This is a genomic window from Streptomyces sp. NPDC002640 (assembly GCF_053592575.1).
The window spans coordinates 1-24610 of sequence record NZ_JBSFVZ010000014.1; the positions used below are offsets into that span (position 1 = coordinate 1).

The window sequence follows — 24610 nt, forward strand, 5'->3', positions numbered from 1 at the left end:
CCCACTATTATAACCTCAACCCAAACCACACCTTCCCCCCCCCCCCCTCCCAGCCCCGCGCCCCCCCCCCCCGCGGGGGGGGGCGGGCCGGGGGGGGGGGGGGGGCCGGCCCCCCCCCCCGCGGCCGAGGGGTCCGACAGGGTGTCAGCCTGCCGTGGAGGCAGGCTGTTGTCCGCGAATCTTTCAGAGGTCAGTCAGGGTTGCCGCCGTAGGGCCGCGGTGACTGGTCATCCTCACGTCATGGGTACTCACACGAAAAGCCGTTGGTTCGTCGGTGTCCCTCACGACGGCGTCCAGGAGTGCGTGCTGTACGCCTTTCCGCACGCGGGCGCCGGCGTGGCCACGGTGCGTCAGCTGTGCGTCGAGCTGTCCGACACGTTCGACGCCTTCGCGGTGCGCCTCCCGGGCCGGGAGTCCCGCGTCGGGGAGCCGGTGGAGACCGTCATGGCGGAGCTCGCCGACAAGCTCGCCGGCGAGCTGCTCGACCACGCGCGGGGGCGGCCGGTGGTGCTGTACGGCCACTGCGCCGGCTCGTCGATCGCCTACGAGGTGGCGCGGCGCCTGGGCCCCGGTACCGTGCGGGCGCTGGTGGTCTCCTCGCACCCGGCTCCCGGGAGCGTCCGCCGCGAGCCGACGTGGGCGTTGCCGCGGCCGGACTTCCTCCGGCAGGTCGTCACGGACGGGTACCTCCCGTCGCAGCTCCTCGCCAACGAGGAGCTGCTCGACATCGTGGAGCCCGCCCTGCGCGCGGACTACGAGCTCGTCGAGGCGTACGAGCTGGAGCTGTTCGAGAGCGGTGCCGCCGAGCCCGTCGCGGTGCCGACGGTGGCCGTGTACGGCCGTGACGACCACACCGTCGACCCGGTCGGGATCGAGGCGTGGTCCGCGCTCACCACGGGGCCGTTCCGGGTCGTGCCGGTGCCCGGCGATCACGACCTGCCGACCAGCCGTCCCGCGGACCTGGCGGCGATCCTCCGCGACACCTTGGCCTCCGTCGCCTGACACCGCCCGGCCGGGTCCGCCGGGTCCGCCGTGTCCCCGGTGGCAGGGATCAGGAGGAGGGCGAGTGGGGTGGGAGGGGCAGCTCGTAACGGCTGACCCAGGTGACCGGGCCGTCGTTCAGGCGCTGGCCGGGTGCGCCGCCCACCGGTGCGTCGCCCCGGTGGGTGAACCCTCGCGCTTCGTAGCCGCCACCCTCGGCCACCGCGACGACCCACCCGCGCACCCCTGACCACCCCGCGCCTCGTCCGAGCCCTGGCCCCGGCACCGCATCGCCCGCGAGGCGTCGAGACCTCACGGCGGCCGGTCCCAGCCCGGTGGGGAGCGGGCAACCATTGAGGTGCTGGACGTGTCATGGCGGGCATGAACGACATCGTCGCGCCCCTGGTGCTCATCTCCGTCTTCCTCCTCGTACCGTGCGGCGCGCTGCTGGTGCGCGACATCCCGCTGCGCAGCCGAGGTCTGACGGCCGAAGGCATCTGCGTGGCGGTGCACCACCATCGCAGTGCCGCGAAGCCGAGCTTCCGGTGCGAGTTCGAGTTCACCACGGCGGCCGGGCAGGTGACCCGGATGAAGACGACACCGCACAACCACCCCCTCGCCGCGGTCGGCGAGACCCGCACGGTGCACTACCTGCCGAAGAAGCCGCAGAGGGCGCGGATCGCGCAGGACTTCTTCCTCGGGGGAGCCGTCTTCGGCCTGGTGGTGGGCATCGCCCTGATCGCCCTGATGGTGTTCCTGCGGTGACCCGTCGGCCGGTGTCCCCCTCCTCCCCACCCCGCGGGCCGACCGCCGCGGCCGGACCGCGGTCCGCCCGGGCCCCGCGGGCGGGCCGCCGGGCGCGGTGCCCGCGGGGGCCGGGAAGCGGCTGTTACCCTGCTGGGGACGTTGACCGATTCGTCGAGGAGCCCAGACATGGTGGTGGACGACGACATCTCCGGGTGATACCCGGACCCGACAGGCCACCGGCCGGTGCGCGGACGCACCGCCGCCGTCGTGGCCTCGTTGTCGTTCCTTCCTTCCCTGTGTCTGCCGCCGAGGCAGAAGTGTCTTTCTGCCTCCCTCCCGCACGAGGTCACCTCCATGTCCGACGCCCGCGTCGTCTGCACCAACCTGTCCTTCTCCTGGCCCGACGACACCCCCGTCCTCGACGGCCTGTCCTTCACCCTCGGCGCCGGCCGCACCGGCCTGGTCGCCCCCAACGGCACCGGCAAGAGCACGCTGCTCAAGCTGCTCGCCGGCGAGCTGGAACCCCGCGCCGGGTCGGTCTCCGTGGCCGGTACGCTCGGCCACCTCCCGCAGACCCTCCCCCTGACCGGCGACCTCACGGTCGCCGAGGTACTGGGCGTCGCCGCCGTCGTCCGGGCCATCGACGCCGTCGAGTCCGGGGACGTCGCCGAGGAGCATTTCACGACCATCGGCGACGACTGGGACATCGAGGAACGCACCCGCGCCCAGCTCGACCGCCTCGGTCTGGCGGACCTCACGCTGGACCGCGGCCTGGCCACCCTCAGCGGCGGCCAGATCGTCTCCCTGGGCCTGGCCGCGCAGCTGCTGAAGCGGCCCGACGTCCTCCTGCTCGACGAGCCCACCAACAACCTGGACACGGACGCCCGCCACAAGCTGTACGCCGTGCTGGAGGACTACAAGGGCTGCCTGCTCCTGGTCAGCCACGACCGCGCCCTGCTGGACCGCATGGAGAACATCGCGGAGCTCGACTCCGGCGAACTCCGTTTCTACGGCGGCAACTTCGCCGACTACGAGGCGGCGGTGCGGGCCGAGCAGGAGGTCGCCGAGCGCAACGTCCGCAACGCGGAGCAGGAGCTGAAGCGGGAGAAGCGGGAGATGCAGCAGGCCCGCGAGCGCGCCGAACGCCGGCAGAGCAACGCGGCCCGCAACCTGAAGAGCGCGGGTCTGCCCCGCATCTTCGCCGGCGCCATGAAGCGGGGCGCCCAGGAGTCCGCCGGGCGGGCCGGCCAGGTGCACGCCGGCCGGGTCGGCGAGGCGCAGGCCCGGCTGGACGAGGCCGGGCGCGCGCTGCGCGACGAGCAGCGCATCACCCTCGACCTGCCGGACACGAACGTGCCCGCCGGGCGCACCCTGTTCTCCGCCGAGAACGTCCGGGTCCGCCTCGGCGGCAAGGACGTCTTCGCGGGCGACGGCGTCGACCTGACGATCCGCGGTCCGGAGCGCATCGCGCTGACGGGCCCGAACGGCGCGGGCAAGAGCACGCTGCTGAAGGTGCTCAGCGGTGACCTGACGCCGCTCGGCGGGGAAACCCGGCGGGCCGAGGGCCGCGTCGCCCATCTGTCGCAGCGCCTGGACCTGCTGGACGCGGACCGCACCGTCGCCGAGAACTTCGCCGAGCACGCGCCCGGGCGGCCGGAGGCCGAGCGGATGAACCTGCTCGCCCGCTTCCTCTTCCGGGGGCCGCGCGCCCATCTGCCCGTCGGCGTCCTCTCCGGCGGTGAGCGGCTGCGCGCCACGCTGGCCTGCGTCCTGTGTGCCGAACCGGCTCCCCACCTGCTGCTCCTGGACGAGCCGACCAACAACCTGGACCTGGTGAGCGCGGGCCGCCTGGAGGACGCCCTCAACTCCTATCAGGGGGCTTTCGTGGTGGTCAGCCACGACGAGCGGTTCCTGCGGGAGATCGGCGTGCGACGGTGGCTGCGGCTGGCCGACGGCCGGCTGAGCGAGGCGGGCTCCCCCGAGGCGGGCGCTCCCGAGGCGGGCGGTCCCGAGGCGGGCACTTCCGAGATGTGAGCCGCCGCGTGTCGCCCTGGCCCGTGTCGCGGCGTCCCGCCCCACGGGCCGTACACCGATCACGTTCTGGACGGACCTCATGCCTCACCCCGCCCTGCTCGCCCACGACCTCGTCCGCACCCTCGACGGCCGGCGCGTGCTCGACGGCGTCTTCCTGACCGCCTCGCCCGGACAGCGCATCGGGCTCATCGGGGAGAACGGCGTCGGCAAGTCGACCCTGCTGCGCCTGCTGGCCGGGACCGACGAGCCCGACTCCGGCCACGTCACCCGCCCGCCCGCGCTGGGCTTCCTCCACCAGGAGATGCCCTACGACAGCGACGCGACGATCTCCGACGTCCTCGACGACGCCCTGCGCGAGGCCCGGGAGGACCTGCTCGAGCTGGAACGGCTGGCCGAGCGGCTGGCCCGGACCGCGCAGGACGCGCCGGAGTACCCGGACCTGCTCGACACGTACGGCGCCCGCCTGGAGCGGGCGCAGGCCCGGGAGGCGTGGGACGCCGACCGGCGTGCCACGCTGGTGCTCGACGGCATCGGCCTGGGCGCCCTCACGCACGACCGGACGCTCGGTTCGCTGTCCGGCGGGCAACGCGGCCGGCTCGCCCTGGCCGCGCTGCTGGTCCGGCAACCCACCGCCCTGCTGCTGGACGAACCGACCAACCACCTCGACGACGACGCGGCCGCCTTCCTCGAGGAGCGGCTGCGCGCCCTGCCCGGCGTCGTCGTGCTGGCCAGCCACGACCGTGCCTTCCTGGACGCCGTGTGCACGGACCTCGTCGACCTCGACCCCGCCCTGGACGGGCCGGTCCGCTACGGCGGCAACTACACCGCCTACCTGGCGGGGAAACGTGCCGCCCGCGAGCGCTGGGAGCGCCGCCGGGCGGCGGAGCAGGAGGAGCTGGCGGCCCTGCGGGTCTCCACGGAACTGACCGCGCACCGCGTCGCGCCGGACCGGGGGCCGCGCGACAACGAGAAGATGGGCTACGGCCGCCGCGGGAACCGGGTGCAGCACCAGATCTCCCGGCGGGTGCGCAACGCCGCCCGGCGCCTGGACGAGCTGGAACGCGGCCAGGTCGGCGCACCTCCGCCGCCGCTGCGGTTCGTCGGCACGGCGCTGGCCTCGCCGTCGGAGGAGGGGGAGGGGGAGGGGCCGCTGGTGGCCCTCACGGAGGTGACGGTGCCCGGCCGGCTGGCGCCGGTGTCCGCCGAGGTGCCGGAGACCGGCCGTCTCCTCGTCACGGGCGGCAACGGGGCGGGGAAGTCGACGCTGCTGGCCGTGCTGGCCGGACGGCTCGAGCCCGAGGGCGAGCTGCGGCGGCGGCCCGGGCTGACCGTGGGCCAGCTCGCGCAGGACACCGTCTTCGACCGGCCGGAGCGGTCGGCCCGGCTCACCTACGTGTTGACGCTGGGCGACGAACGGGCGGAGGCGGTGCCGCTCGACTCGCTGGGCCTGCTGCGCGCGGCGGACCTCGACAAGCCGGTCGGCGCGCTCTCGGTCGGCCAGCGGCGGCGGCTCGCGCTGGCCCTGCTGGTGGCGATGCCGCCGCAGTTGCTGCTGCTCGACGAGCCCACCAACCACCTGTCGCCGAGCCTGTGCGACGAACTGGAGGAGGCGTTGCGGACCGGGCCCGGGGCGATCGTGGTGGCCAGCCACGACCGGTGGCTCCGCAGCCGCTGGCAGGGCCGCGAACTCCCCCTCACCCCTCCCGGGTGACGCCCGGTTCGCGGCCACGGCGCCCCGGGCCCGTCGGGCGGTGCCGGGGCGGCGCCCGATCAACGCATCGAGGGCAACAGTGCCTCCTTCGGTCACGCGGCGGGGCCCGCAGGCTTCCGACGGGCCTCCGTGACCTGCTGGACGGCGGGCGACTCGACTGCGGCCGCGCGGTGTCGGGCTCAGGGCGGGATCACCGTGCAGCGGCGGAGTTCGCGCACCAGCTGGCGGGCGACGACGAAGGGCAGGTCCGGGCTGCCGTCGAGTACCAAGGCGTCGCTGTCCGGTGGCCCTGGCTCGCCCGGCCTGGGGTGGAGCACTCCGCGGACGCCTACGCGTCCGGCTTCGCGTACGCGGAGCCGGACGTGGCCGGCCCGTAGTTGGGGGCAGTGCCGCGAGGCCAGTTCCGCGTCGTCCGCGCAGAGGGGCGGGATGGACGTCAGGACGCCGTCCCACGCGCCGTGGGGCGGGCTGTCCAGGAGGGGCAGGAGCCAGAGCATGCCGAGACCGGGGCGGCGATCGGCCGGCGTGGCGCATACCGCGCAGAGCAGGCGTTCCATGGCGTGCCTCTGGCGCTGCGGGTGCAGGTCGGTGTGCCGGGGGCGGCCGGTGCGGGTGCCGGTACATAGTTCCCACAGAATTCCGTCGTCGTCCCGGGCGGCCCGGTCGAGGTCGGGGTCGGCGTAGGAGACGCCGCCGGGGCTCACCACGGTCCGTGCGGGGAGCGGGTGTTCTCCGCTCCAGCCGGTGACATAGGGGACGTGCGTGTCGACCGTCGTCATGCCGTCCTCTTCCGCCCGGGCCCGGGCTCGGGCTCGGCCGAGGTGGGCCGGAGCCGGGCGCACGCCGCCTTGCCGCCGTCGCGCAGCGGGGTCCAGGTCAGGGATGCGCACAGCGCCGCCACGATGGGCAGGCCGCGACCGGAGACCTGTTCCTCGTCCGGCAGCGACCCTGCGGGAGCGGGACCGCCGGTGTTGTCGAGGTGGACCGGGCTGGGGTCGGACACGCGCAGCAGCACATCCCCGTCGGGTCCCGCGTTCAGGCAGACGCCGACCTGGCCGTCGGCTCGGAAGGCGTGTCGCACGGCGTTGGTGACGAGTTCGGACACCACCAGGAGCACGTCGTCGGTGGCGCCCTCCCGGCGGAGGTCGGCCAGCCGCCCCGCCGCCCACAGCCGAGCCAGGGCCGGGGCGCGGTCCGTCATCGGCAGCACGAGGCATTCGAGGCCGTGCCTCTGGAGTTCACCGGACACGGCGTCGTCCTGTGGGTGCGCAAGGACGGAACAGGGCATGTGCGGGCACCTCCCCTACTAGGCTTTTCCGGGACGTCAATGACGGTAGAGAGCCGCGTACGCGCCTCGAAGTGACTGCGAGTACAGGTGAGTTTCCGGCCCTCACCAGGAATGGACCTCCTATGAGGCCGAGCTCCCGGCAAACCCTGACCGGCGGTACGGGTACGGCGTCCCGTGCCCGCGCAGGACACATCAGCGGCTATGTCTTCCGGGTCGTCCGGGAGCAGCTGGGCTGCACGCAGCAGGAGGTCGCGGAGCATCTCCTGGTCTCTGTCGACACGATCGCCGGGTGGGAGACGGGCCGGCGCCCTCTGACCGCCGTGCCGGTCGGGCAGGTGCTCGTCCACCGGCACCGGCTCATGCGGTTGGGTACTCCGCCGGCGCTGCTGCAGGCGCTGGAGCGCGCGCTCGAGGCCGACGTACTGCTGCAGAGCGTGCTGGACAGGGACGTGCCGGTGGAGGAGTCGCCGTTGAACACCATGGTGCTGCGGCGTGACCTGGCCGAGGTTCTGACCTGGCCTCTGTCCGGCATCGCGCCGCGTCCGCTCCAGTCGCTGCCCGTTGCCCCGCGGCCTCGGCGGGGCCCGGCGCCGTCCGGGCCGGAGCTGAGCGCGGCGGAGCGCCGGCTGTTCTTCGAGCGGATGCGCCGCACGGCGGAGCAGGCCCGCGGCCCTGGCCAGTTCCTCCTCCGCCGGCAGGCCCTGTACCTCTCCGGCTACGACCGCGAGGCCGACACCGCGTCCTGGCTTGCCCATCAGCAGCGCAGTGAGCGGCCGTCCGACTGGCTGACCGGCTGGCTCAACCACCGTTCCGTGGCCACCGTGGCCGCCCGCCAGGGCGACCGTGACCGGATGCGGCACTTCATCGACGCCGCCCTCCTCGACGACAACGCCGGTGAGGCCGCCAACCTGACGTACTGGGCGTACTGGGTCGGTGAGACACCCACACCGCAGTTGTCCGACCACTTCATCGCCGACGGTTCCCTCGGTCCATGGTCCGGCGACGTGCTCCTCGCCCACCTCGTCGGCGGTCTGGCACCCCACCACGGGTACGTGGACCTGAACGTGCACACCCTCTGGGCCCTGCTGCAGGTCCGTCCGAACCTCCTGCGGCCGGGAACAGCCGCTGGGGAGGCCCTGCGCGAAAGGCTCCCGATCATGTTGGATGGCAAGGATCTTTCGCCGCAGGCGCGGCGGGAGGTGGAGAGCATCCGGTACGCGATCCGCCTCGCCGAGGCATGAGAGGAGCCCCACGGTGTCCGAGGACCTGAGCGCGGTTGCGCGATTCCTGTTCGAGGCGGGGACGCTGAAGCACACCAAGCGGACCGGCTGGTGGATGGCCGGGGTGAAGGATCCCGAGTCCGTCGCCGACCACAGCTGGCGCACCGCCGTCATCGCCACGGTCATCGCCAGTCTCGAAGGTGCCGACCCGGCCCGGGCCGCGTTCCTGGCCGTGTGGCACGACTCCCAGGAGACCCGCACCGGAGACGTCAACTACGTGGGCAAGAAGTACGGGGCGGGAGACGCCGACCCGCAGGCCGTCACCGCCGACCAGGTCACCGGTATGCCCGAGGCGCTCGCGAAGACGGTACGCGACGTGGTCGCCGAGTACGAGGCGAAGGACTCCCCCGAGGCCGTCTGCGCCCGCGACGCCGACAAGCTCGAGTGCCTCCTGCAGGGCGTCGAGTACCGGGACCAGGGCTATGCCAACGCGCAGCGGTGGATCGACAACAGCCGCGGCCGCCTCGTCACCGACACCGCCAAGCGGCTCGCGGACGCGGTGCTGGAGACGGGGTCGCTCGACTGGCTGCGGGCGGCCTTGGGCGAGAAGGGCTGATGAGCGGGCAGACGTCACCAGGCGGTTGGCGGCCGCGGCTAAGAGAGCACTGGTCGGCGAGCGTGCCCGGCTTGGCGGTCAGCGTGCGCAACCGAGGCAGGCCGGTGACAGGCGCGAGGCTGAACGGTGCGTGGTTCGACGCGCCGATGATCAGCACTTCCAGCCCGGGGTGAGCCGCGGCTTCGACGGTGCGGGCCCCCGAGGCACCGACCCGGACAACCACGGTGGGGCGGCGCCTGTCCTGTGATCGCCCACTGCTGCCGTTCGTCACCAGGCCGGTGAGGGAATCAGCGACAAGGTCGGCGCCCATGACGCGATCGTGACCGATGGCGATGACCTGCCCGTGGTGTCCGCCAGGGCCTGGAGTCACGTCGACGGCCATCAGGTCGCCCCAGCCGTTACCTCCGAACACGATCCACCCCGGCGAACCGGGCAGTCCCTGCACGGCGTCATCGGGTCCGGTGACAGCTGCTTCCTGAGCTGCGTAACACCATGAGGGCATGCGAAGGGTCCCCTCGAAGATGTGCAGTTCGTCCAGGGGAAGGAGGTCGCACCCCACGGCCTCGCGGTGACGTGTGTCCTCCTCGTCCTGGTCGTCCCAGTCCTCCCACCCGGCGCGGGTCACCCGGTAGAGCGTCTTGAGTTCCTCGGGCAGGGGGATGCCGAGGCGCCTCTCGGCGGCGGTGATCTCGTCCTCGTCGGCACCGGTGGCAGTGGGCAGACGCTCGCGCAGGATCCGCGCCAGCAGTTCCGGGTGCGCAGACTGCGCGGGCGCCGCGTCAGGTGTCGGATCGGGGAGCCGACGCCAGGGTTCGGGCAAGGCGCCCTCGACCAGGACGAGTTCTTCCGGGTGCGCGGTACCGAGTCCGGCTCCCGCGTCTTCGGTGGGGCCGAAGAGGAGAAGCACCGTTTTCCCGGTCGGGTGGATCTCCGCCGTGAAGGAGACCTCGTCCACGCCGGTATCCACGAGCGCGTCCTGCACAGGTCTCACCGCGGCGAAGTGTTCCGGCATGGGGCGCGGCAGTGGCAGGCTTGATCCGCTCCTGCTGATGCAGCCCGTCACCCGGAAGAGCAAACCGGACTCCTGCTCCTCCCGCCACAGGAGCCGGAGCACGGGTTCCCAGGTCGCGAAGTCGTCCATCCCCGCAGAGCGAGATACCTGATCAGCCATGAGCGGAACCTATGCCGAGGAGCTGACATCGCCGGTCGCGTTCGCCGAAGCAGCCGCCCGAGCCGCTGTCGGTACCGCTGTCGCACGCTGGATGTCGTCGTGATCTACGTCTCGAACATGTCACCCGAGTGGCGTCGGCGTCCGTGGCGGGTGTTAGCGTGGTGGTCCGAGCGATGACCAGTTCGCTCCCGGAGATCCAAGGAGGTGTGTTGATGACTGTCGTGGAGACGACCGCCGTGTGCGGCGCCCGGATCATCCTCACCTCCCGGGCCTCGTCCTGACCTTCGCCTGCCCTCCTCCCTCGTAGGGAGTGTCTTCGGCACGCCTGTCGTCCGGCGGGGCCCCCGTTCAAGGGTCTCCACGTTGTTTCATCGATCCACTCGATCCACTTCATTTCCACCTGCTCTCCCTCATGAGCGCGTCCTGACGCTCGCCGACTACGGCTGGGACACGGAACGTGAGCGCTCCTTCGCCCCGTCGCGGGCCGATGGGCTGGTTCCGGGCCGTGTCGTGCGGGCCGAGCGCGGCCTGTGCGATGTCGTCGCCGAGACCGGTGCCGTCCGTGCGGTGGTGCTTCCCTCCCAGGGCACCGGTGATCGGCCGACGCCGTGCACCGGCGACTGGGTGGCCGTCCGGCCGGCCGGCGCGGCGACGTCCGCCACCGTGGTGGAGGTGCTGGAGCGCCGCACCGCGGTGGTCCGCTCCACCTCCTCGCGCACCTCGCAGGCCCAGGTACTGGCCGCGAACGTCGACACCGTGGCGGTGGCCGTCTCCCTCGCCGACCCGCTCAAACCCGGGCGGATCGAGCGGATGCTCACCCTGGCGTGGGAGAGCGGCGCCACACCCGTGGTGGTGCTGACCAAGGCCGACCGGTCCGCCGACCCCGCGTCCGCGGCCGCCGAGGTGGCCGAGGTCGCCCCGGGTACGGAGGTGCTGGTCACCAGTGCCACCACCGGCGAGGGCCTGGACGTGCTGACCGCGGTCCTGTCGGGCACGGTCGTCCTGCTCGGGCCCTCGGGCGCGGGCAAGTCCACGCTCGGTAACCGCATGCTGGGCGAGGACCTCCTGGCCACCGGCGCGGTGCGCGGCGGCGACGGCAAGGGCCGGCACACCACCGCGTGGCGGGAACTGCTGCCGCTCCCCCACGGCGGGGTCCTGCTCGACACCCCGGGCCTGCGCGGCGTGGGCCTGCACGACGCCGACGAGGGTCTGGAGCAGACCTTCGCCGAGATCACGGAGCTGGCGGAGGACTGCCGCTTCACGGACTGCGCCCATGCCACCGAGCCGGGCTGCGCGGTGCTGGCCGCCGTCGAGGACGGCCGCCTCACCCAGCGGCGCCTCGACAGCTACCACCGGCTGCGGCGCGAGAACGCCTACGCCGCGGCCCGCACCGACGCGCGGCTGCGCGCCGAGCTGGAACGGCCCCTGAAGCAGATCTCGCGCCAGGTGCGCGCCCTCAAGCGGTCCCCGAACTTCAAGGCATGACGGAAAGGAATCAGGTCATGGACCTTCCCCGCATCTTCACCATCCGCGAAGGCAACCACCGCATCCACAACCCGCTGACCGCGGACCAGTTCGCCGTCCTGGGCGCATCGCTCCGCCTCCCCGCCGGGACCCGCGTGCTCGACCTGGCCAGCGGATCGGGCGAGATGCTGTGCACCTGGGCACGCGACCTGGGCTTCACGGGCACCGGGGTCGACATCAGCACGCTCTTCACCGAGCAGGCCCGGGCCCGCGCCGCCGAACTCGGCGTCGCCGACCGGGTCGAGTTCGTCCACGGTGACGCCGCCGGCCATGTCGCCGACCAGCCGGTCGATCTGGCCGCCTGTGTCGGCGCCACCTGGATCGGCAACGGCGTCGCCGGAACGACCGAACTGCTGCAGCGCAGCCTGCGGCCCGGAGGGATGATGCTGATCGGCGAGCCGTTCTGGCGGCAGCTCCCTCCGGACGAGGAGACCGCCCAGGCATGTCACGCCACGTCCGTCGCCGACTTCCTGCTCCTCCCCGCTCTGATCGGGCGGTTCCAGGAACTCGGGTACGACGTGGTGGAGATGACGCTGGCCGACCGGAACAGCTGGGACCGGTACGCCGCAGCCCAGTGGCTCAGCATGCGCCGCTGGCTCGACGAGAACCCGGACGACGAGCTCGCTCCCCAGGTGCGGGAGGAACTCACCACCGAGCCCGCCCTCTACGCCCGTTACGGGCGTGAGTACCTCAGCTGGGGTGTCTTCGCCCTCATGAAGCGCTGACGGTCTCGTCCCGTGCGGGGCCCGGATGCCATGCCACTCCTTCCGGGCCCCGCACGGGCCACACGTCACCGCGTCGTTCACTGCGGCGTTTCAGCGCGGCGCTCACTGCGGCACGTCAGTTCGCCTCCGGGCCGAACCGGCGCCTGTACGCCGACGGCGTGATGCCGGTCTCGCGGCGCATCAGCGTGCGCAGATGGGCGGCGGTTCCGAGCCCGCTGCGTCGCGCGACCACCTCGAAGCGGGACTCGCCTCGCTCGATCAGCCGGCACGCCAGGGCGAGCCGTTCCCCCGTCAGCCACGCCAGCGGTGTGGTGCCCAGTTGCGCCTGGAAGCGGCGGTGCAGCGTGGCCGGGCTGATCGCCGCCCGTGCCGCGAGGCCGGACACGGTGAGCGGTGAGTCGAGCCGTTCCTGGGCCCAGGCGAGGACGGGCGCCAGGGACTGGTCCGGCACGTCGGGCATGGGGCGTTCCACGAACTGCCGCTGCCCGCCGTCGCGGTGGGCAGCGAAGACCAGGCGTCGGCTGACGGCGTTGGCGACCTCCGCGCCGTGGTCGCGGCGGACCACGTGCAGCCCGAGGTCGAGCGCCGCCGCGCTGCCCGCCGCGGTGAGGATGTCGCCGTCGTCCACGAAGAGCACGTCCGTCTCGAGCCGGACGGAGGGGAAGCGGGTCCGGAAGGAGTCCGCCCATTGCCAGTGGGCGGTGGCCCGGCGTCCGTCGAGGACGCCGGCCTCGGCCAGGGTGAAGGCGCCGCTGCAGAAGCCGAGCAGGCGCGCGCCCCGGGCGTGTGCCCGGCGGACGGCGTCGAGCACGGCGGGTCGGCGGGGCACCTCGGTGTCCGGGCGGTTGGGGACGATCAGGGTGTCCGCCGTGTCGGCCGCCTCCAGGCCGGCGACTCCCGTGAGCGTGAAGAAGCCGTCGCGCATCAGGGTGCGGGGCTCGGGGGAGCAGAGGCGGAAGTCGTAGAGGTCACGGCCGAGCTCCGGTCTGCGCAGCCCGAAGACCTCGGTGGCGCAGCCGAGCTCGAAGGGGTTCGAGTTCTCGTCGACGATCACGACGACCCGGTGCGCGCCCGCCGTGCGGGCCTCGTGCGAGGATTCTTTCGCCATGTGCGATTCCTAGCACTCACGGCGGTCGGCCGGAAGGGCCGAGGGTGAGCGCATGAGCAGCGAACCCATCTCCCTCGGCGAGGCTCTGGCCTCCTTCGACGCCCTGTGGAGCCCCCGTATCGTCACGCGTGTCAACGACTACGACGTCCGTGTCGCCAAGGTCGAGGGCGAACACGTCTGGCACGTGCACGACGACACCGACGAGTTCTTCCTGGTGCTCGACGGCGAGTTGCACATCGCCCTGCGCGAGCCGGACGGGGAGCGCACGGTCGTTCTCCCGCGGGGAGCGGTCTTCACCGTCCCGCGCGGCACGGAGCACAGGCCGTCCGCTCCGTCCGGCGCCGCGATCCTCCTGTTCGAGCCCACCGGGACACCGAGCGTGGGTGATCGCCACGACGAGATCCCGGACCACGTCGACGCGACGACCGGGCACGCGCTCGGCACCTGAGCACGGGCGGGGAGCGGAAGGCCGCGCGCCCGGCACCCGGGGCCCGGCCGGGGCCGTCCCGCCCCGGCCGGGCCTCGGGTGGTGCTCGCCCGCTCCGGGGTCAGTGGTCGGAGCAGCAGGCGGTCTGGTGGCGCACCTCGAAGGGGATCAGGGCGTCCGCGCCCTGCTGGACGAGCAGGACGCACCGCCCGTCGCGCCACACGGGGCGGGCGAATCCGGTCAGGTCGAGGCGGGTGTCGGGGGTGACGACGGTGCCGGCGAGTCCCTCGACGGCGTCGAGGCAGCTCGCGGCGACCGCCTCGGCGGGGGTGATGCGGCGTTCGACGAGGGAGCGTCCCGGGTAGCGGGCCAGCCGGCCGGCGGTCCGGTGCCGTGCCTCCTCGACGGCGCTGCCGGAGTCGTCGACGACGGCGTCGGGCAGCGCGGCCCGCAGCCGGGCCGCGACCTCGCCGGGCTCCGGCCCGTCCGACCAGCTCACCACCGCCACGAACCGGCCGACCGGTTCCCGCACCGTGTGCGTGCTGACGATGTGGTCCTCGCCCGGGAACAGCCCCGCCAGCGCCTCGTCGAGGTCGTGGACCAGGTGCTCGGCCGCGCCGAGGCTGCCGGCCGCCCGGTCCACGGCCACCGCTGCGCGTTGCGTACTCACCGGACCGGGAGCACCCAGATCGGGTTGGTGTAGAACCACAGGTCCAGCCACGGGTCGGCGTCGCCGACCACGTCGATGGCCGGGCCGGCGGGGTCGATCCGCGAGCCGAGGTAGCCGGGCTGCTGCCGGTTGCCGTCGGTGCCGCGCAGCCGCACGTAGAACGGCTCCTCGAGCACGCCCAGGTCGTACCGGAGGGTGAAGGTGCCGGTGCGGCCGGAGGTGTCCGTCTGGACGACGACCCGGGTGTCCGGGGCGGTCAGCTTGTCGCGGTCGGAGTCGGCGTGGGCCGGGTCCACGGCGCCGCGGATCAGGTCGACCCGGTTCAGCTTGGGCAGGAACATGCCCCAGTTGGGCACGTCCTGCGCGGTGACGGTGACGACCAGTTCGAGCCGGCTGCCGCGCTTCGCGGTCAGGGTGCCGCCGAGGGTCTCCTCGCCGCGGCCGCGGCCCGAGGCCACCAGCCGGACGTCGAGGTTCTTCACCAGGTTGCCGTGGTCGACCCAGATCCGGCCCTCGCGGATGCCCCGCATCACCGCGGTGTAGCCGCGGGCGGACGCGCCGACGTGGGTGCGGCTGTACATGCCGGGCCAGAAGTCGCCGAGCTCGAGGTTGACCTGGCCGGCGTAGACCGGGTCGCCGTAGCGGCCGTCGCGGTCGAACTGGGCCGAGCCCGAGCCGTCGGGACGGCGAGAGGTGTCGCCCCAGTTGCGGTGCGAGTCGGAGTTGGCGGAGATCGACCAGGCCTTGCCCTCGGCGAGCAGCGAGTCCCACAGGCCGCCCACGGTGGCCGTGTAGAAGTCGAAGCCGCCCCACGAGCGGTAGCTCTCCGGCGGGTAGCCGGGGAACGAGCTGGGTCCGGCGGAGTTGCCGTAGCCGCCCCGCGCGTCGCCGGGACCGTAGCCGGTGCGGATGCCCGCGGCCTGGTGGCCGGGGGCGCCCTCCCAGCCCACCGCGATCCGCGGGTCGGCGTCGCGCCAGGCACGCACCTCGTGCGGGCTGTCGATGCCGTTGCGGGCCGGGTGGTTGGCGAGGAACAGGGCGTCCTCGATGCGGCGCCGGTCCTTCTGCGTGCCCAGCCACTGGATGCCGGCGACGGCCAGCGCCTCGTTCTGCGGGGTGTTGTCGCGGGCGTTCCTGACGCTGCCGTCGTAGTCGTTCTCGAACTGCTTGAGGACCTCGACCTCGTTCTTCCCCGGTGCGACGAAGACGGTGCCGTGCTCGGCGGCCGGGATGTTCCACTCGAGGCCCTGGAAGATCAGGGTGTCCTTCAGCTCGGCGCGCGCCGCCCGGATGTCCGGGTTCACGAGGTCCACGCCGAGGCGGGCGTGGGTGGCGCCGCCGTGGTCGGTGATGACCAGCCAGTCGAGGCCGTAGGCGGCGGCGTGCTGCGCCTGGTCCATGACCGTGTACTGGCCGTCGGAGGAGTACTGGGTGTGGATGTGGTGGTCGCCGGCCAGCCAGTGCCGGACACCCTTGCCGCCGTCGCCGTCCCGGCCGCGGCCGCGGTCGGCCTGGTCGGCCATGGCCGGGGTGACTCCCAGCATCCCGGAGAACCCGGCGGTGACGGCGCCGGTCACACCGGCGGCCCTGAGCAGCCGGCGGCGGGAGAGTTCACGCGGCGTCAGGTCCTTGTCGGAGACGGAGGTGTCCGCGGCGGCCCGGGTCGCCGGGTCGGCCTCGTGCGCGTGGGTGTGGCTGTGGGAGTGCGGGTGGGAGTGGGTGTGGCTGTGCCCGTGGTGGTCCGACACTTCGGCCCTTTCTCGTGGTGAACGAGGTGGAGGGGATGGCTGGTGGGCGCAGCGAATCCCGGGGCTCCTGCCGGGAAGGGGCGCCGGGATGGCGGAAGTCTGACCATCGGGTGAAACCGAGAAGCCGGAACCGGCCACCCGCGGGCCGGCGGGGGCGCGTGCCCCGCGCATTAAGGAACTCCACACCCGAGCACCCCGCGCCGGTCATGCACCGGTCAGGCCCGATCGGCAGAACAAGGGCTGACGGCGGCGCGCCCGGCCCGCCGCTCCGCATTCCTCCGGCCCTCAGGAGAACCCCGATGACCGTCGTCCTGGCCGCCCCTTCCCGGCCCGAGCTCTCCGACATCCCGCCGCGCTACACCGTCGCCCTCGCCCGTACGGAGGCGGAGGTGCGCGCCGCCCAGCGACTGCGGCACGAGGTCTTCGCCGGCGAGATGGGCGCCGTGCTGTCCGCCCCCCTGCCGGGGCACGACGTCGACGCCTTCGACGAGCACTGCGACCACCTTCTCGTGCACGACACCACCACCGGCCAGGTCGTCGGCACCTACCGGCTGCTGCCCCCGGAACGCGCCGCGGCCGCCGGACGGCTGTACGCGGAGACCGAGTTCGACCTGCGCGCCCTGGCGCCCCTGCGTTCCGCGATGGTCGAGGTCGGCCGGTCCTGCGTCCACCCGGACCACCGGGACGGGGCGGTGATCGCCCTCATCTGGTCCGGCATCGCCCGCTACATGACCGAGCGCGGTCACGAGTGGCTGGCCGGCTGCTGTTCCCTCCCCCTGGCCGACGGCGGTGTGTCGGCCTCCGCGGCCTGGGAGCGGGTCCGCGCCCGGCACCTCTCGCCCGAGGAGTACCGCGTCACCCCGCTGCGCGCCTGGCAGCCGCAGGAGCCGTCGTCCGGACGGGCCCCGCTGCCCGCGCTGCTGCGCGGTTACCTCCGGCTGGGCGCCTGGGTGTGCGGCGCGCCCGCCCACGACCCGGAGTTCGGCGTCGCCGACCTGTACGTCCTGCTGCGGATGAGCGACATCGACCAGCGCTACCTGCGCCACTTCCTCTCCTTGACGCCCGCCGCCCGATGAGCCCCTGGGACCCGACGGCGCCGTGCGCGGTGCCGTCCTGCGTGGAGGCGTTCCCCCGGGTGGGGCGGGCGCGCGCCGCGGCCCGTGCCGGAGCGCTGCTCGCGCTGCTGCTGGCCGGGCTGGCGGCGTGCCCGTTCGCCCGGCTGCTCCCCCGCCGGGCGGTCCGGCTGTGGTGCCGGGGTGTCGTCCGGGCGGCGGGGGCACGCGTCCGGACGTCCGGCGCGGCCCCGGGCCGTGGTGGGCTGCTGCTGGTCGCGAACCACGTGTCGTGGCTGGACGTCGCGCTGCTGGCCTCGGTCCGTCCCGCCCGGATGGTGGCCAAGGCCGAGATCCGGCGGTGGCCGGTGGCGGGGCGGCTGGCCGCGCTCGGGGCCGTCTTCATCGACCGGCAGCGGCTGCGCGCACTGCCCGGCACCGTCGCCGAGCTGGCGGAACTGCTGCGCGGGGGCGCCGCGGTGGCGGTCTTCCCCGAGGGCAGCAGTTGGTGCGGCCGGGCCCAGGGGCGCTTCCGGCCTGCCGTCTTCCAGGCGGCCCTGGACGCGGGCGTGCCCGTCCAGCCGGTGCGTCTCCGTTACCGGTTCGCCGACGGCACGCCGGCCACCGCCGCCGCGTTCGTCGGCGACGACACCCTCCTGGCCTCGGTGTGGCGCGTGGTGAGCGTGCGGGGGCTGGTGGCCGAGGTGGACGTCCGGCCCGCCCTCCCCGCCGGGAGCCGCCCGGACCGCCGCGCCCTGGCCTGTGCCGCGCAGCCGCACACCGCCGATCCGCTGCACGGTGCGGCGGGGGGACGCCGCCCTGACGTGCGGCGCCCTGACGTGCGGCGCGCGGGCGCGCGGGGCCGCGGCGCGCCCGTTCCCGGCGCGTCCGCGCCGGCGTCGCCCGCGGCCTCGCCCGTGTCCGTGTCCGCTGCCGCGGATGCCTTGGACTCGGCGGCGCGGGCTGCTCGGACGGCCAGGGCGACCGCGGAACCCGCGTCCGCGTGAAGGTGGCGGAGCAGCCGGGCGCGGGCCGCCCGTGCCCGTGTGCTCGCCGGGGCCGGCGGCATACGATGCCCCGACCTGGTCGAGTGGAGGGGCTTCCATGGCGGAACTGCCCGGCGCACGCGCGGAGTTGGAAAGGCTCGCTGACGACCTGCGGGAGCGGATCGCGGAGTTGGCCGAACGGCTGACCCCCGGTGCCGACCTCGGCCTGCTCCTCCCCCGCGAGCCGTCGGTCGTCGACCGGCACGAGCCCCTGGGCTTCCGGTACTCCGTCATGGCCCGCGGACACCGGCCCCGCGGGCTCGGCGCCCCGGCGCTCGTCGCCCGCGCGGCGGACCTGCTCGGCCGCCTCGACTGGGCCGTCACGGAACGGGACGGGGACGCGGCGGCCTCGGCGACCGGGACGGACGGGGAGGCCCTGATCACCGGCGGCACCGGCTACCGGCACATCCTCACCGCCCGCCACCCCGACGGCAGCGTGATCGAGGTACGCGTGGACGCCGACGGCCCGACCGTGCTGTACCTCGGGGAGACGCCCGTCACGGCCCTGTACGAGCCGGAGGAGTTCCGGTGGCCGGAGCCGGTGCGGACGCCGGGCACCGTCACGCCCGGCCACCTGCTCTGCTACGAGTGCGACGGCCTCGGTGCGTGCGACTGCTGCGGGGGCCGCGGGTGGCTGCCCGGTGAGCCGCACGGGCGCCGCCGCTGCCCCTAGTGCGCGACTCGGCGCGTCTGCCCGATCTGCCGCGGCGCGGGCGAGCTGTCCGTCTCCCTGCTGTCGCCGTACCAGCGGACGATGTACCCCGAGCTGGACCGGTGACCGTCACCCGCTGGCGCCGCTGCCGCTGCCGCCGCCACCGATGCACCGAACGACGCCGACGCTCAGGCGCGTTCCGCCTGTTCGGCGGCGCGTGAGGCAGCAGGGACCGCCGCGGGGGTGGAGCGGCGGGCGAGGTCCGGCAGGACGGTGGCCAGGCCGGCCAGGGCCATGAGCGCTCCGAGCCAGAGCGGGGCGCGCAGACCCCAGGCGTCGATCACGAGGGCGCCGATGGAGGAGCCGAGGATGATGCCGAGCGTGATGAAGGAGGAGTGGACGGTGTTGACCAGCGGGCCCGCGTTGCCGGCGCGCTGGACGCGGGTCGCCATCGCCGGGTTCATGGTGACGCCGACCAGGCCGATGCCCGTCATGCAGACGACGGCGGGTCCGGGCAGGTCCGCGAGGAGAGCGAATCCGGCCAGGAACACGGCGTTGAGAACGAGGCCGACGGCGAGCACGGGGACGGTGTGGCGGTCGGCGAAGCGGCCGACGACGTTGTTGCCGACGACGGTGGCGGCCCCGTAGGCGATCAGCAGGAGCGGGACAGTGCCGGTGGAGAAGCCGGCGAGTTCGGTGAGGATGGGGTTGAAGTAGCTGAAGGCGGAGAAGGTGGCGCCGATGATGAGCGTGCTGGTGGACAGCGCCAGCCAGAGTGTGGGCCGCCTGAAGACGCCGACCTCCTGACGGAAGCCGCCGCCGCTGTCGGCGCGCTCGACGCGGGGCACGCCGAACCAGGTGGCCACGGCGGCGATCACGGTGATCAGGCCGATGGTCCAGAACGCCGCGCGCCAGCCGAAACGTTCGCCGACCAGGGTGGAGATCGGCAGTCCGAGCAGGGTTCCCAGCATCAGGCCGTTCATCGCTACGGCGATGGCCCGGCCGCGGATTTCGGGGCGGGTGATCCGGACGCACAGCGAGATGCCCACGCCGAAGAACGCCTGGGCGGCGATGCCGGTGACGATCCGCGCGGCCATCATCGTGGAGTAGCCGGTCGCGGTGGCGGCCAGTACGTTGCCCGCGAGAAGGATGCCGAACAGCGTCAACAGTGCTGTCCGGGGCGGGAACTTCATGAGCGCCATGGTGAGGAACGGCCCGCCCGCCGCCATGGCCACCGCGAACGCGGTGATGAGGTATCCGATCTGCGGGACGGTGACGTCCAGGCCGTCGGCCATCTGCGGCATCAGTCCGGCGACCACGAACTCGCTGGTCACCATCGCGAAGATGCCGAGGGCCAAGACGTATACGGCACGGGGCATGGCGTTGTCTCCTGTGCGGGGCGGGATGGGACGGGACGGGACCGACGCCGACCGAAGTGAGGTCCGGGCGACGCGGGGGTGGCGTGTTATGTACTGCCCAGTCCAAAACTTGGGCGTGTGCAGGCATCGCCCAAGGGGCGCACAACTCAGCGGATCAACGGGTCAGAAGGTCAGCGGGTCAGTGCGTCGAGGGTGACTTCGGCGATCGACTCGAGTGCGGCCCGGTCGGCACCGCCCTGGCTGGAGATGCGCATCCCGCCGATCGCCGCGTTGACGAAGCGGGCCAGCGCGCCGGCGTCCCGCTGGGAGGTGATGCTTCCGTCCCGGCGGCCTGCCTCGATCACCGCGCGCAGCACCGCGAGCCTGCGGGCCGTGTCGCGCTCCAGCAGTCGCGCCGCCCGGCTGTCGCGACCCGCCATTTCGACCGTGGTGTTCACGGTCAGACAGCCCAGACCGCGACCGCCGGCCCGGTGCTCGGTCTCACCGTCGACCACCATCGCGAACAGGCCGCGGATGCGGTCGGCGGCACAGCGCCGCGGGTCCTCCAGGACGGCCAGCTGAGCGGTCGTCATGGTGTCGATGTAGTGGGCCAGTGCCCGCTCGAACAGGTCGCGCTTGCTGGTGAAGGTGTTGTAGATGCTGCTGCGCCCCAGGCCGGTGGCTTCGCACAGGTCCTGGGTGGAAGTGGCCTCGTAGCCCTTCTCCCAGAACGTGCGCATCGCCGCGTCCAGGGCCCGTTGCTCGTCGAACATCCGCGGTCGGGCCATGCCGCCACCCTAGCTGTTTTGGATCGACCGTTGCAATACATGTCACTCACCTTGCGGACGAAGGCTCCGGCTGACGAAGCCGCGAAGGCCTCTGGCTAAGCTCTCGATCCTGTGGAGATCCCTCGACGCCGCCACCGCCGAGGCCGCGTTCCGCTCGTCGATGCACGCCACGCTGCGCGGATGGACGACCCCGGAGGCGTTCCGCACTCTTCGCCAGGCCGAACTCGCGGAGCCCGTTCAGGGCTGTTGAGCTTGGCCGGCGCGGCCGGACGCAGGCGGCCGACCGGGCGTCAGGCGGTCAGCGCCGCGAGTTCCGCGTTGGCGCGCTCGGTGACCAGGGCGAGGACGCGGCCGGCGGCGGCCAGGTCCGCCTCGGGGATGCCGCCCCAGATGCGGGCGCTGACCGGGGCGGTCGCCGCGCCGACGGCGGCCATCAGCTCGCGCCCCGCGTCCGTGGGGCGAAGTCGCGGGCCGTCCGTCTCGAGCAGTCGCGCGGCGAGCAGTTCGTCGAGGGTGGCGCGGATGTCGGCCGGATCGGCCTTCAGGGAGTCCCGCACCTGGGCGACGAGGTCGTCCGGCGCGAGCGGGGCGCCGGCGGTGAGGGCGGCGCGCAGGGTGACCTGCTGCTGGAACGTGATGCCGTGCCGGGCCAGGACGTGCTCCAGGACGCCGCGGGCGGCGTAGTGGGCCAGCGCCAGGTCGCGGGCGTTGGCGACGGGTCCGGTGGTGGATCCGGTGGTGGTCATGGTGGTGTCCCCCTGGTGCTCTCGTCGTTCGGTACGGGTGGAGCGAGAGGTGCGTCGAGCAGGGCCGTCAGGTCGTCGGTGAACGCCTGCGTCCGCGGGGCGTCGAGGCCGCCGAGCGGCTCCAGCAACTGCTGGAGCAGTTCCTGGACCACCGCGATCGCCCGCCGCACGACGGCCTGGCCCTCCTCGGTGAGAGCGAGCTGCACGGCGCGCGGGTCGCGGGGGTCGCGGGTGCGCTCGATCAGCCCGGCCGACTCCAGGGCGCGGGCCAGCTTCGAGACGTACAACGCCTCCAGGCCGGTGTGGTCGGCCAGTCGGCGCTGGCTGGGCCGCTCACCCGCGCGCTGCATGCCGTGCAGCGACGCGAGCAGCGAGTACTGCGCGTGGGTGAGGCCCAGCGGAGCCATCGCGCGGTCGACCGCGACACGCCACTTGTTGGCGAGCCGCCATACGAGGAAACCGGGCGTGGGACCCGGCGAACCCTTGCTCATGGCCGATAGAGTACATGGCTACTATGTACATGGCTAGTGTTTGCCCGGCCGCCGTCCGGGCTGCCGCCCGTGGCCGGGAGACGCGACCGGGGCCGCCCGCGGGTGGCGGGCGGCCCCGGTCGAGGGGGTGGGGGGATCAGCCGACGAGGGTCTTGCCGGTGTCCGGGGTGGTGGGGCCGTCGCCGGCCTCCTCGGCGAGGCGCTCCAGACCGCTGGTGGTCTTCAGCGGCTTCTCCTTGACGAACAGCACCGCGATCAGCGCGAGGAACGCGAACGGGGTGGCGATCAGGAACAGGTCGGCGGTGGCGACCCCGTAGGCGTGCTCCACGATGTCCCGCATGGGGGCGGGCAGGGTGCTGATGTCCGGGACGCTGTGGCCGCCGCCGCCCGAGGCCTCCGTGGTCCCCGCGGGGACACCGGCCTGCTGCAGGCCCTTGGTCATCTCGTCGGCGACCCGGTTGGCGAGGATCGCGCCGAGGACGGAGGTACCGATGGTGCCGCCCATGCTGCGGAAGAAGGAGAGCACCGAGGTCGCGGCGCCCAGTTCGGCGGCCGGGACGTCGTTCTGCGCGGCGAGCACCAGGTTCTGCATCAGCATGCCGACGCCGATGCCGAGGACGGCCATGTAGAGGCTGAGCAGGCCGAAGTGGGTGTCGGCGTCGATCAGGGAGAGCAGGGCGAGGCCGGCGGTCATGACGACCGCGCCCGCCACCAGGTAGCTCTTCCACTTGCCGGTGCGGCTGATCAGCTGTCCGGCGACGGTGGACGACACCAGCAGGCCCAGGATCATCGGCAGGCTCATCAGACCCGCGACCGTGGGCGACTTGCCGAGGGCCACCTGGAAGTACTGCGAGAGGAAGACGGTTCCGCCGAACATGGCGACACCGACCAGGAGGCTCGCGACGGTGGTGAGGGTGACCGTGCGGTTGCGGAAGATGTCGAGGGGGATGACCGGCTCCGCGGCGCGGGCCTCGACGAGGACCGCGAGGACCAGCAGCAGGACGCCTCCGGCGACGAGCGCGGCGGTCTGCCAGGACGCCCAGTCGAACTGGTTGCCGGCGAGCGAGACCCAGATGAGGAGCGCGCAGACGCCGGCGACGATGAGGAACGCGCCGAGCCAGTCGATCTTCACCTCGCGCTTGACGGTGGGCAGCTTCAGCGTGCGCTGCAGCATCAGGATGGCGAGGAGTGCGAAGGGCACGCCGATGAAGAAGCACCAGCGCCAGCCGAGCCAGTCGGTGTCGACGAGCACGCCGCCGATGAGCGGGCCGGCCACCGTGCCGACGGCGAAGACCGCGCCGAAGATGCCGGAGTACTTGCCCAGGTCCCGGGGCGGGATGACGGCGGCCATGACGACCTGGGCGAGGGCGGTCAGACCGCCCGCGCCGATGCCCTGCACGACCCGGCTGAAGATCAGCAGGGTGGTGTCCTGGGAGAAGCCCGCCAGGAGGGAGCCGACCACGAACATCAGCAGGGAGAGCTGGAGCAGCAGCTTCTTGTTGAACAGGTCGGACAGCTTGCCCCACAGGGGCACCGTCGCGGTCATGGCGAGGAGCTCGGCGGTGACGACCCAGGTGTAGGACGACTGGCTGGCGCCGAGGTCGGTGATGATCGTGGGCAGCGCGTTGGACACGACGGTGCCCGCGAGGATGGCGACGAACATGCCGGCCATCAGGCCGTACATGGTCTGCAGTATCTGCCGGGAGGTCATCGGGGCGGGAGGCGCGTCAGCGGGCGCCTGTGATGCGGTCACGACTTCTCTTTCGAACGGTGGCTGTGGTGTGTGGTCGGTGGTCCGGGCGGGGCCGGCAGGCCGGCGGCCAGGAGCGCGAAGGTCTCCCGGAACACGTCGCGGACGGCGCGCTCGTCGGGGCGGGCGCACCAGTGCTCGACGCTGATCCGCAGGGCGGTGACGGCCACCGCGGCCAGCAGTCTCGGGTAGAGGTCCAGTTCCTTGCGCCGGGCCTCGTCGGAGGCGGCCGGGGCCGCGGCGGCCGGGGGTTCCGGCGTGGCCGGGGGTTGCGGTGCGGTGTCCGGGCGGATGCGCGCGGCGATGGCCTCGGCCAGTTCCGTCTCGTCCGCCGCGTGCGCGCCGAGGAGGCGTACCAGCAGGTGCGGGGCGGCGCGCAGCACCTCGGCGTGCAGCCGCCACAGGTCGTGGTGGTGCTCGGCCTCGGCCAGCTCCGCCGCCAGGGCGTCCTGGAGTGCTTCCAGGGGGGTGAGGGCGGGCGGCGCTCCGAGCAGCGCGCGGCGTATCCGCGCGCCGGCCTCGGCGTCGGTGAGGACGAACACGTCGTCGCGCGTGTCGAAGTAGTTGAAGAACGTCCGCACCGACACACCGGCGGCCGCGCTGATCGCCTCGACGGTCACCTTCTCGGCCCCGTGCTCGGCGGCCAGGCGGATCGCGGCCTCGGTGAGGGCGGCGCGTGTCGCCCTCTTCTTCCGTTCCCGCAGTCCGCCACCCGCGGTGTTCCTCTCCGACATAAGTTGCATGGTATGCAAAGATG

At 73.2% G+C, this 24610-nt stretch carries 24 protein-coding genes; 12 read left to right on the forward strand and 12 right to left on the reverse strand.

Annotated features, from left to right (window positions below; all coding sequences use genetic code 11):
• Positions 1 to 240: 240 nt before the first annotated feature.
• From ACWD3O_RS19680 to ACWD3O_RS19695, 4 genes are all read left to right on the forward strand, one after another.
• Entirely contained in the window at positions 241 to 1002 is a 762-nt protein-coding gene (locus ACWD3O_RS19680; RefSeq protein WP_451416747.1) for a thioesterase II family protein, read from the forward strand.
• Between the two features lie 360 nt (positions 1003 to 1362).
• A complete protein-coding gene (locus tag ACWD3O_RS19685; protein ID WP_451416748.1) occupies positions 1363 to 1746 on the forward strand; it encodes a DUF3592 domain-containing protein in 384 nt (127 codons plus the stop codon).
• Between the two features lie 336 nt (positions 1747 to 2082).
• A complete protein-coding gene (gene abc-f / locus ACWD3O_RS19690; RefSeq protein WP_451416749.1) occupies positions 2083 to 3762 on the forward strand; it encodes a ribosomal protection-like ABC-F family protein in 1680 nt (559 codons plus the stop codon).
• Between the two features lie 79 nt (positions 3763 to 3841).
• The gene (locus ACWD3O_RS19695) at positions 3842 to 5473 is read left to right on the forward strand and encodes an ABC-F family ATP-binding cassette domain-containing protein (RefSeq protein ID WP_451416750.1); all 1632 of its coding nucleotides are present in this window, start codon (positions 3842 to 3844) and stop codon (positions 5471 to 5473) included.
• 179 nt (positions 5474 to 5652) lie between these two features.
• On the opposite strand, the gene ACWD3O_RS19700 is transcribed toward ACWD3O_RS19695, so the two are convergent.
• Together ACWD3O_RS19700 and ACWD3O_RS19705 are read right to left on the reverse strand one after the other, a co-directional pair.
• Positions 5653 to 6252 carry a hypothetical protein gene (locus ACWD3O_RS19700; RefSeq protein WP_451416751.1) on the reverse strand — a complete coding sequence of 200 codons (600 nt, stop codon included), beginning with the start codon at positions 6250 to 6252 and terminating at the stop codon, positions 5653 to 5655.
• Positions 6249 to 6722 carry an ATP-binding protein gene (locus tag ACWD3O_RS19705; protein ID WP_451416752.1) on the reverse strand — a complete coding sequence of 158 codons (474 nt, stop codon included), beginning with the start codon at positions 6720 to 6722 and terminating at the stop codon, positions 6249 to 6251. Before ACWD3O_RS19705 ends, ACWD3O_RS19700 begins: the two co-directional genes overlap by 4 nt.
• A gap of 161 nt (positions 6723 to 6883) precedes the next feature.
• Between ACWD3O_RS19705 and ACWD3O_RS19710 the strand changes: the two genes are divergently transcribed.
• Together ACWD3O_RS19710 and ACWD3O_RS19715 are read left to right on the forward strand one after the other, a co-directional pair.
• A complete protein-coding gene (locus ACWD3O_RS19710; RefSeq protein WP_451416753.1) occupies positions 6884 to 8002 on the forward strand; it encodes a helix-turn-helix domain-containing protein in 1119 nt (372 codons plus the stop codon).
• A gap of 13 nt (positions 8003 to 8015) precedes the next feature.
• Positions 8016 to 8597, forward strand: coding sequence for an HD domain-containing protein (locus ACWD3O_RS19715; protein WP_451416754.1), 582 nt, complete (start codon positions 8016 to 8018; stop codon positions 8595 to 8597).
• Here ACWD3O_RS19715 and ACWD3O_RS19720 read toward each other — a convergent pair.
• Positions 8509 to 9768: an SMI1/KNR4 family protein gene (locus tag ACWD3O_RS19720; RefSeq protein ID WP_451416755.1), complete on the reverse strand. Its 1260-nt coding sequence runs from the start codon at positions 9766 to 9768 to the stop codon at positions 8509 to 8511. The genes ACWD3O_RS19715 and ACWD3O_RS19720 overlap by 89 nt on opposite strands.
• A 423-nt stretch (positions 9769 to 10191) precedes the next feature.
• Between ACWD3O_RS19720 and rsgA the strand changes: the two genes are divergently transcribed.
• Together rsgA and ACWD3O_RS19730 are read left to right on the forward strand one after the other, a co-directional pair.
• On the forward strand, positions 10192 to 11253 hold the full coding sequence (rsgA, locus tag ACWD3O_RS19725; RefSeq protein ID WP_451416800.1) for a ribosome small subunit-dependent GTPase A: 1062 nt from the start codon (positions 10192 to 10194) through the stop codon (positions 11251 to 11253).
• Positions 11254 to 11270: 17 nt separating this feature from the next.
• The gene (locus tag ACWD3O_RS19730) at positions 11271 to 12017 is read left to right on the forward strand and encodes an SAM-dependent methyltransferase (protein ID WP_451416756.1); all 747 of its coding nucleotides are present in this window, start codon (positions 11271 to 11273) and stop codon (positions 12015 to 12017) included.
• Between the two features lie 115 nt (positions 12018 to 12132).
• Here the strand turns inward: ACWD3O_RS19730 and ACWD3O_RS19735 are convergent, their stop codons facing one another.
• Positions 12133 to 13125: a GlxA family transcriptional regulator gene (locus ACWD3O_RS19735; protein WP_451416757.1), complete on the reverse strand. Its 993-nt coding sequence runs from the start codon at positions 13123 to 13125 to the stop codon at positions 12133 to 12135.
• A 52-nt stretch (positions 13126 to 13177) separates the two neighbouring features.
• On the opposite strand from ACWD3O_RS19735, the gene ACWD3O_RS19740 reads away from it, so the two are divergent.
• Positions 13178 to 13573, forward strand: coding sequence for a cupin domain-containing protein (locus ACWD3O_RS19740; protein WP_451412115.1), 396 nt, complete (start codon positions 13178 to 13180; stop codon positions 13571 to 13573).
• 100 nt (positions 13574 to 13673) lie between these two features.
• Here ACWD3O_RS19740 and ACWD3O_RS19745 read toward each other — a convergent pair whose 3' ends face one another.
• Positions 13674 to 14222, reverse strand: coding sequence for a hypothetical protein (locus ACWD3O_RS19745; RefSeq protein ID WP_451416758.1), 549 nt, complete (start codon positions 14220 to 14222; stop codon positions 13674 to 13676).
• Positions 14219 to 15970 (reverse strand): PHP domain-containing protein, encoded by a 1752-nt coding sequence (locus ACWD3O_RS19750; protein ID WP_451416759.1) that lies wholly within the window; start codon positions 15968 to 15970, stop codon positions 14219 to 14221. Before ACWD3O_RS19750 ends, ACWD3O_RS19745 begins: the two co-directional genes overlap by 4 nt.
• A gap of 299 nt (positions 15971 to 16269) precedes the next feature.
• On the opposite strand from ACWD3O_RS19750, the gene ACWD3O_RS19755 reads away from it, so the two are divergent.
• From ACWD3O_RS19755 to ACWD3O_RS19765, 3 genes are all read left to right on the forward strand, one after another.
• A complete protein-coding gene (locus ACWD3O_RS19755; protein WP_451416760.1) occupies positions 16270 to 17046 on the forward strand; it encodes a GNAT family N-acetyltransferase in 777 nt (258 codons plus the stop codon).
• On the forward strand, positions 17043 to 18029 hold the full coding sequence (locus ACWD3O_RS19760; RefSeq protein ID WP_451416761.1) for a lysophospholipid acyltransferase family protein: 987 nt from the start codon (positions 17043 to 17045) through the stop codon (positions 18027 to 18029). Before ACWD3O_RS19755 ends, ACWD3O_RS19760 begins: the two co-directional genes overlap by 4 nt.
• A 97-nt stretch (positions 18030 to 18126) precedes the next feature.
• A complete protein-coding gene (locus ACWD3O_RS19765; protein WP_451416762.1) occupies positions 18127 to 18741 on the forward strand; it encodes a hypothetical protein in 615 nt (204 codons plus the stop codon).
• Positions 18742 to 18908: 167 nt separating this feature from the next.
• On the opposite strand, the gene ACWD3O_RS19770 is transcribed toward ACWD3O_RS19765, so the two are convergent.
• The 6 genes from ACWD3O_RS19770 to ACWD3O_RS19795 form a co-directional block, all read right to left on the reverse strand.
• A complete protein-coding gene (locus ACWD3O_RS19770; RefSeq protein WP_451416763.1) occupies positions 18909 to 20099 on the reverse strand; it encodes an MFS transporter in 1191 nt (396 codons plus the stop codon).
• 170 nt (positions 20100 to 20269) lie between these two features.
• Positions 20270 to 20866, reverse strand: a complete 597-nt coding sequence (locus ACWD3O_RS19775; RefSeq protein WP_451416764.1) for a TetR/AcrR family transcriptional regulator — start codon at positions 20864 to 20866, stop codon at positions 20270 to 20272.
• Positions 20867 to 21156: 290 nt separating this feature from the next.
• Positions 21157 to 21612, reverse strand: coding sequence for a MarR family transcriptional regulator (locus ACWD3O_RS19780; RefSeq protein ID WP_451416765.1), 456 nt, complete (start codon positions 21610 to 21612; stop codon positions 21157 to 21159).
• A complete protein-coding gene (locus tag ACWD3O_RS19785) occupies positions 21609 to 22103 on the reverse strand; it encodes a MarR family winged helix-turn-helix transcriptional regulator (protein WP_451416766.1) in 495 nt (164 codons plus the stop codon). The genes ACWD3O_RS19780 and ACWD3O_RS19785 overlap by 4 nt, the downstream gene beginning before the upstream one ends.
• A gap of 136 nt (positions 22104 to 22239) precedes the next feature.
• Positions 22240 to 23814: an MDR family MFS transporter gene (locus ACWD3O_RS19790; protein WP_451416801.1), complete on the reverse strand. Its 1575-nt coding sequence runs from the start codon at positions 23812 to 23814 to the stop codon at positions 22240 to 22242.
• Positions 23815 to 23852: 38 nt separating this feature from the next.
• Positions 23853 to 24596: a TetR/AcrR family transcriptional regulator gene (locus ACWD3O_RS19795; protein ID WP_451416767.1), complete on the reverse strand. Its 744-nt coding sequence runs from the start codon at positions 24594 to 24596 to the stop codon at positions 23853 to 23855.
• Positions 24597 to 24610 lie beyond the last annotated feature (14 nt).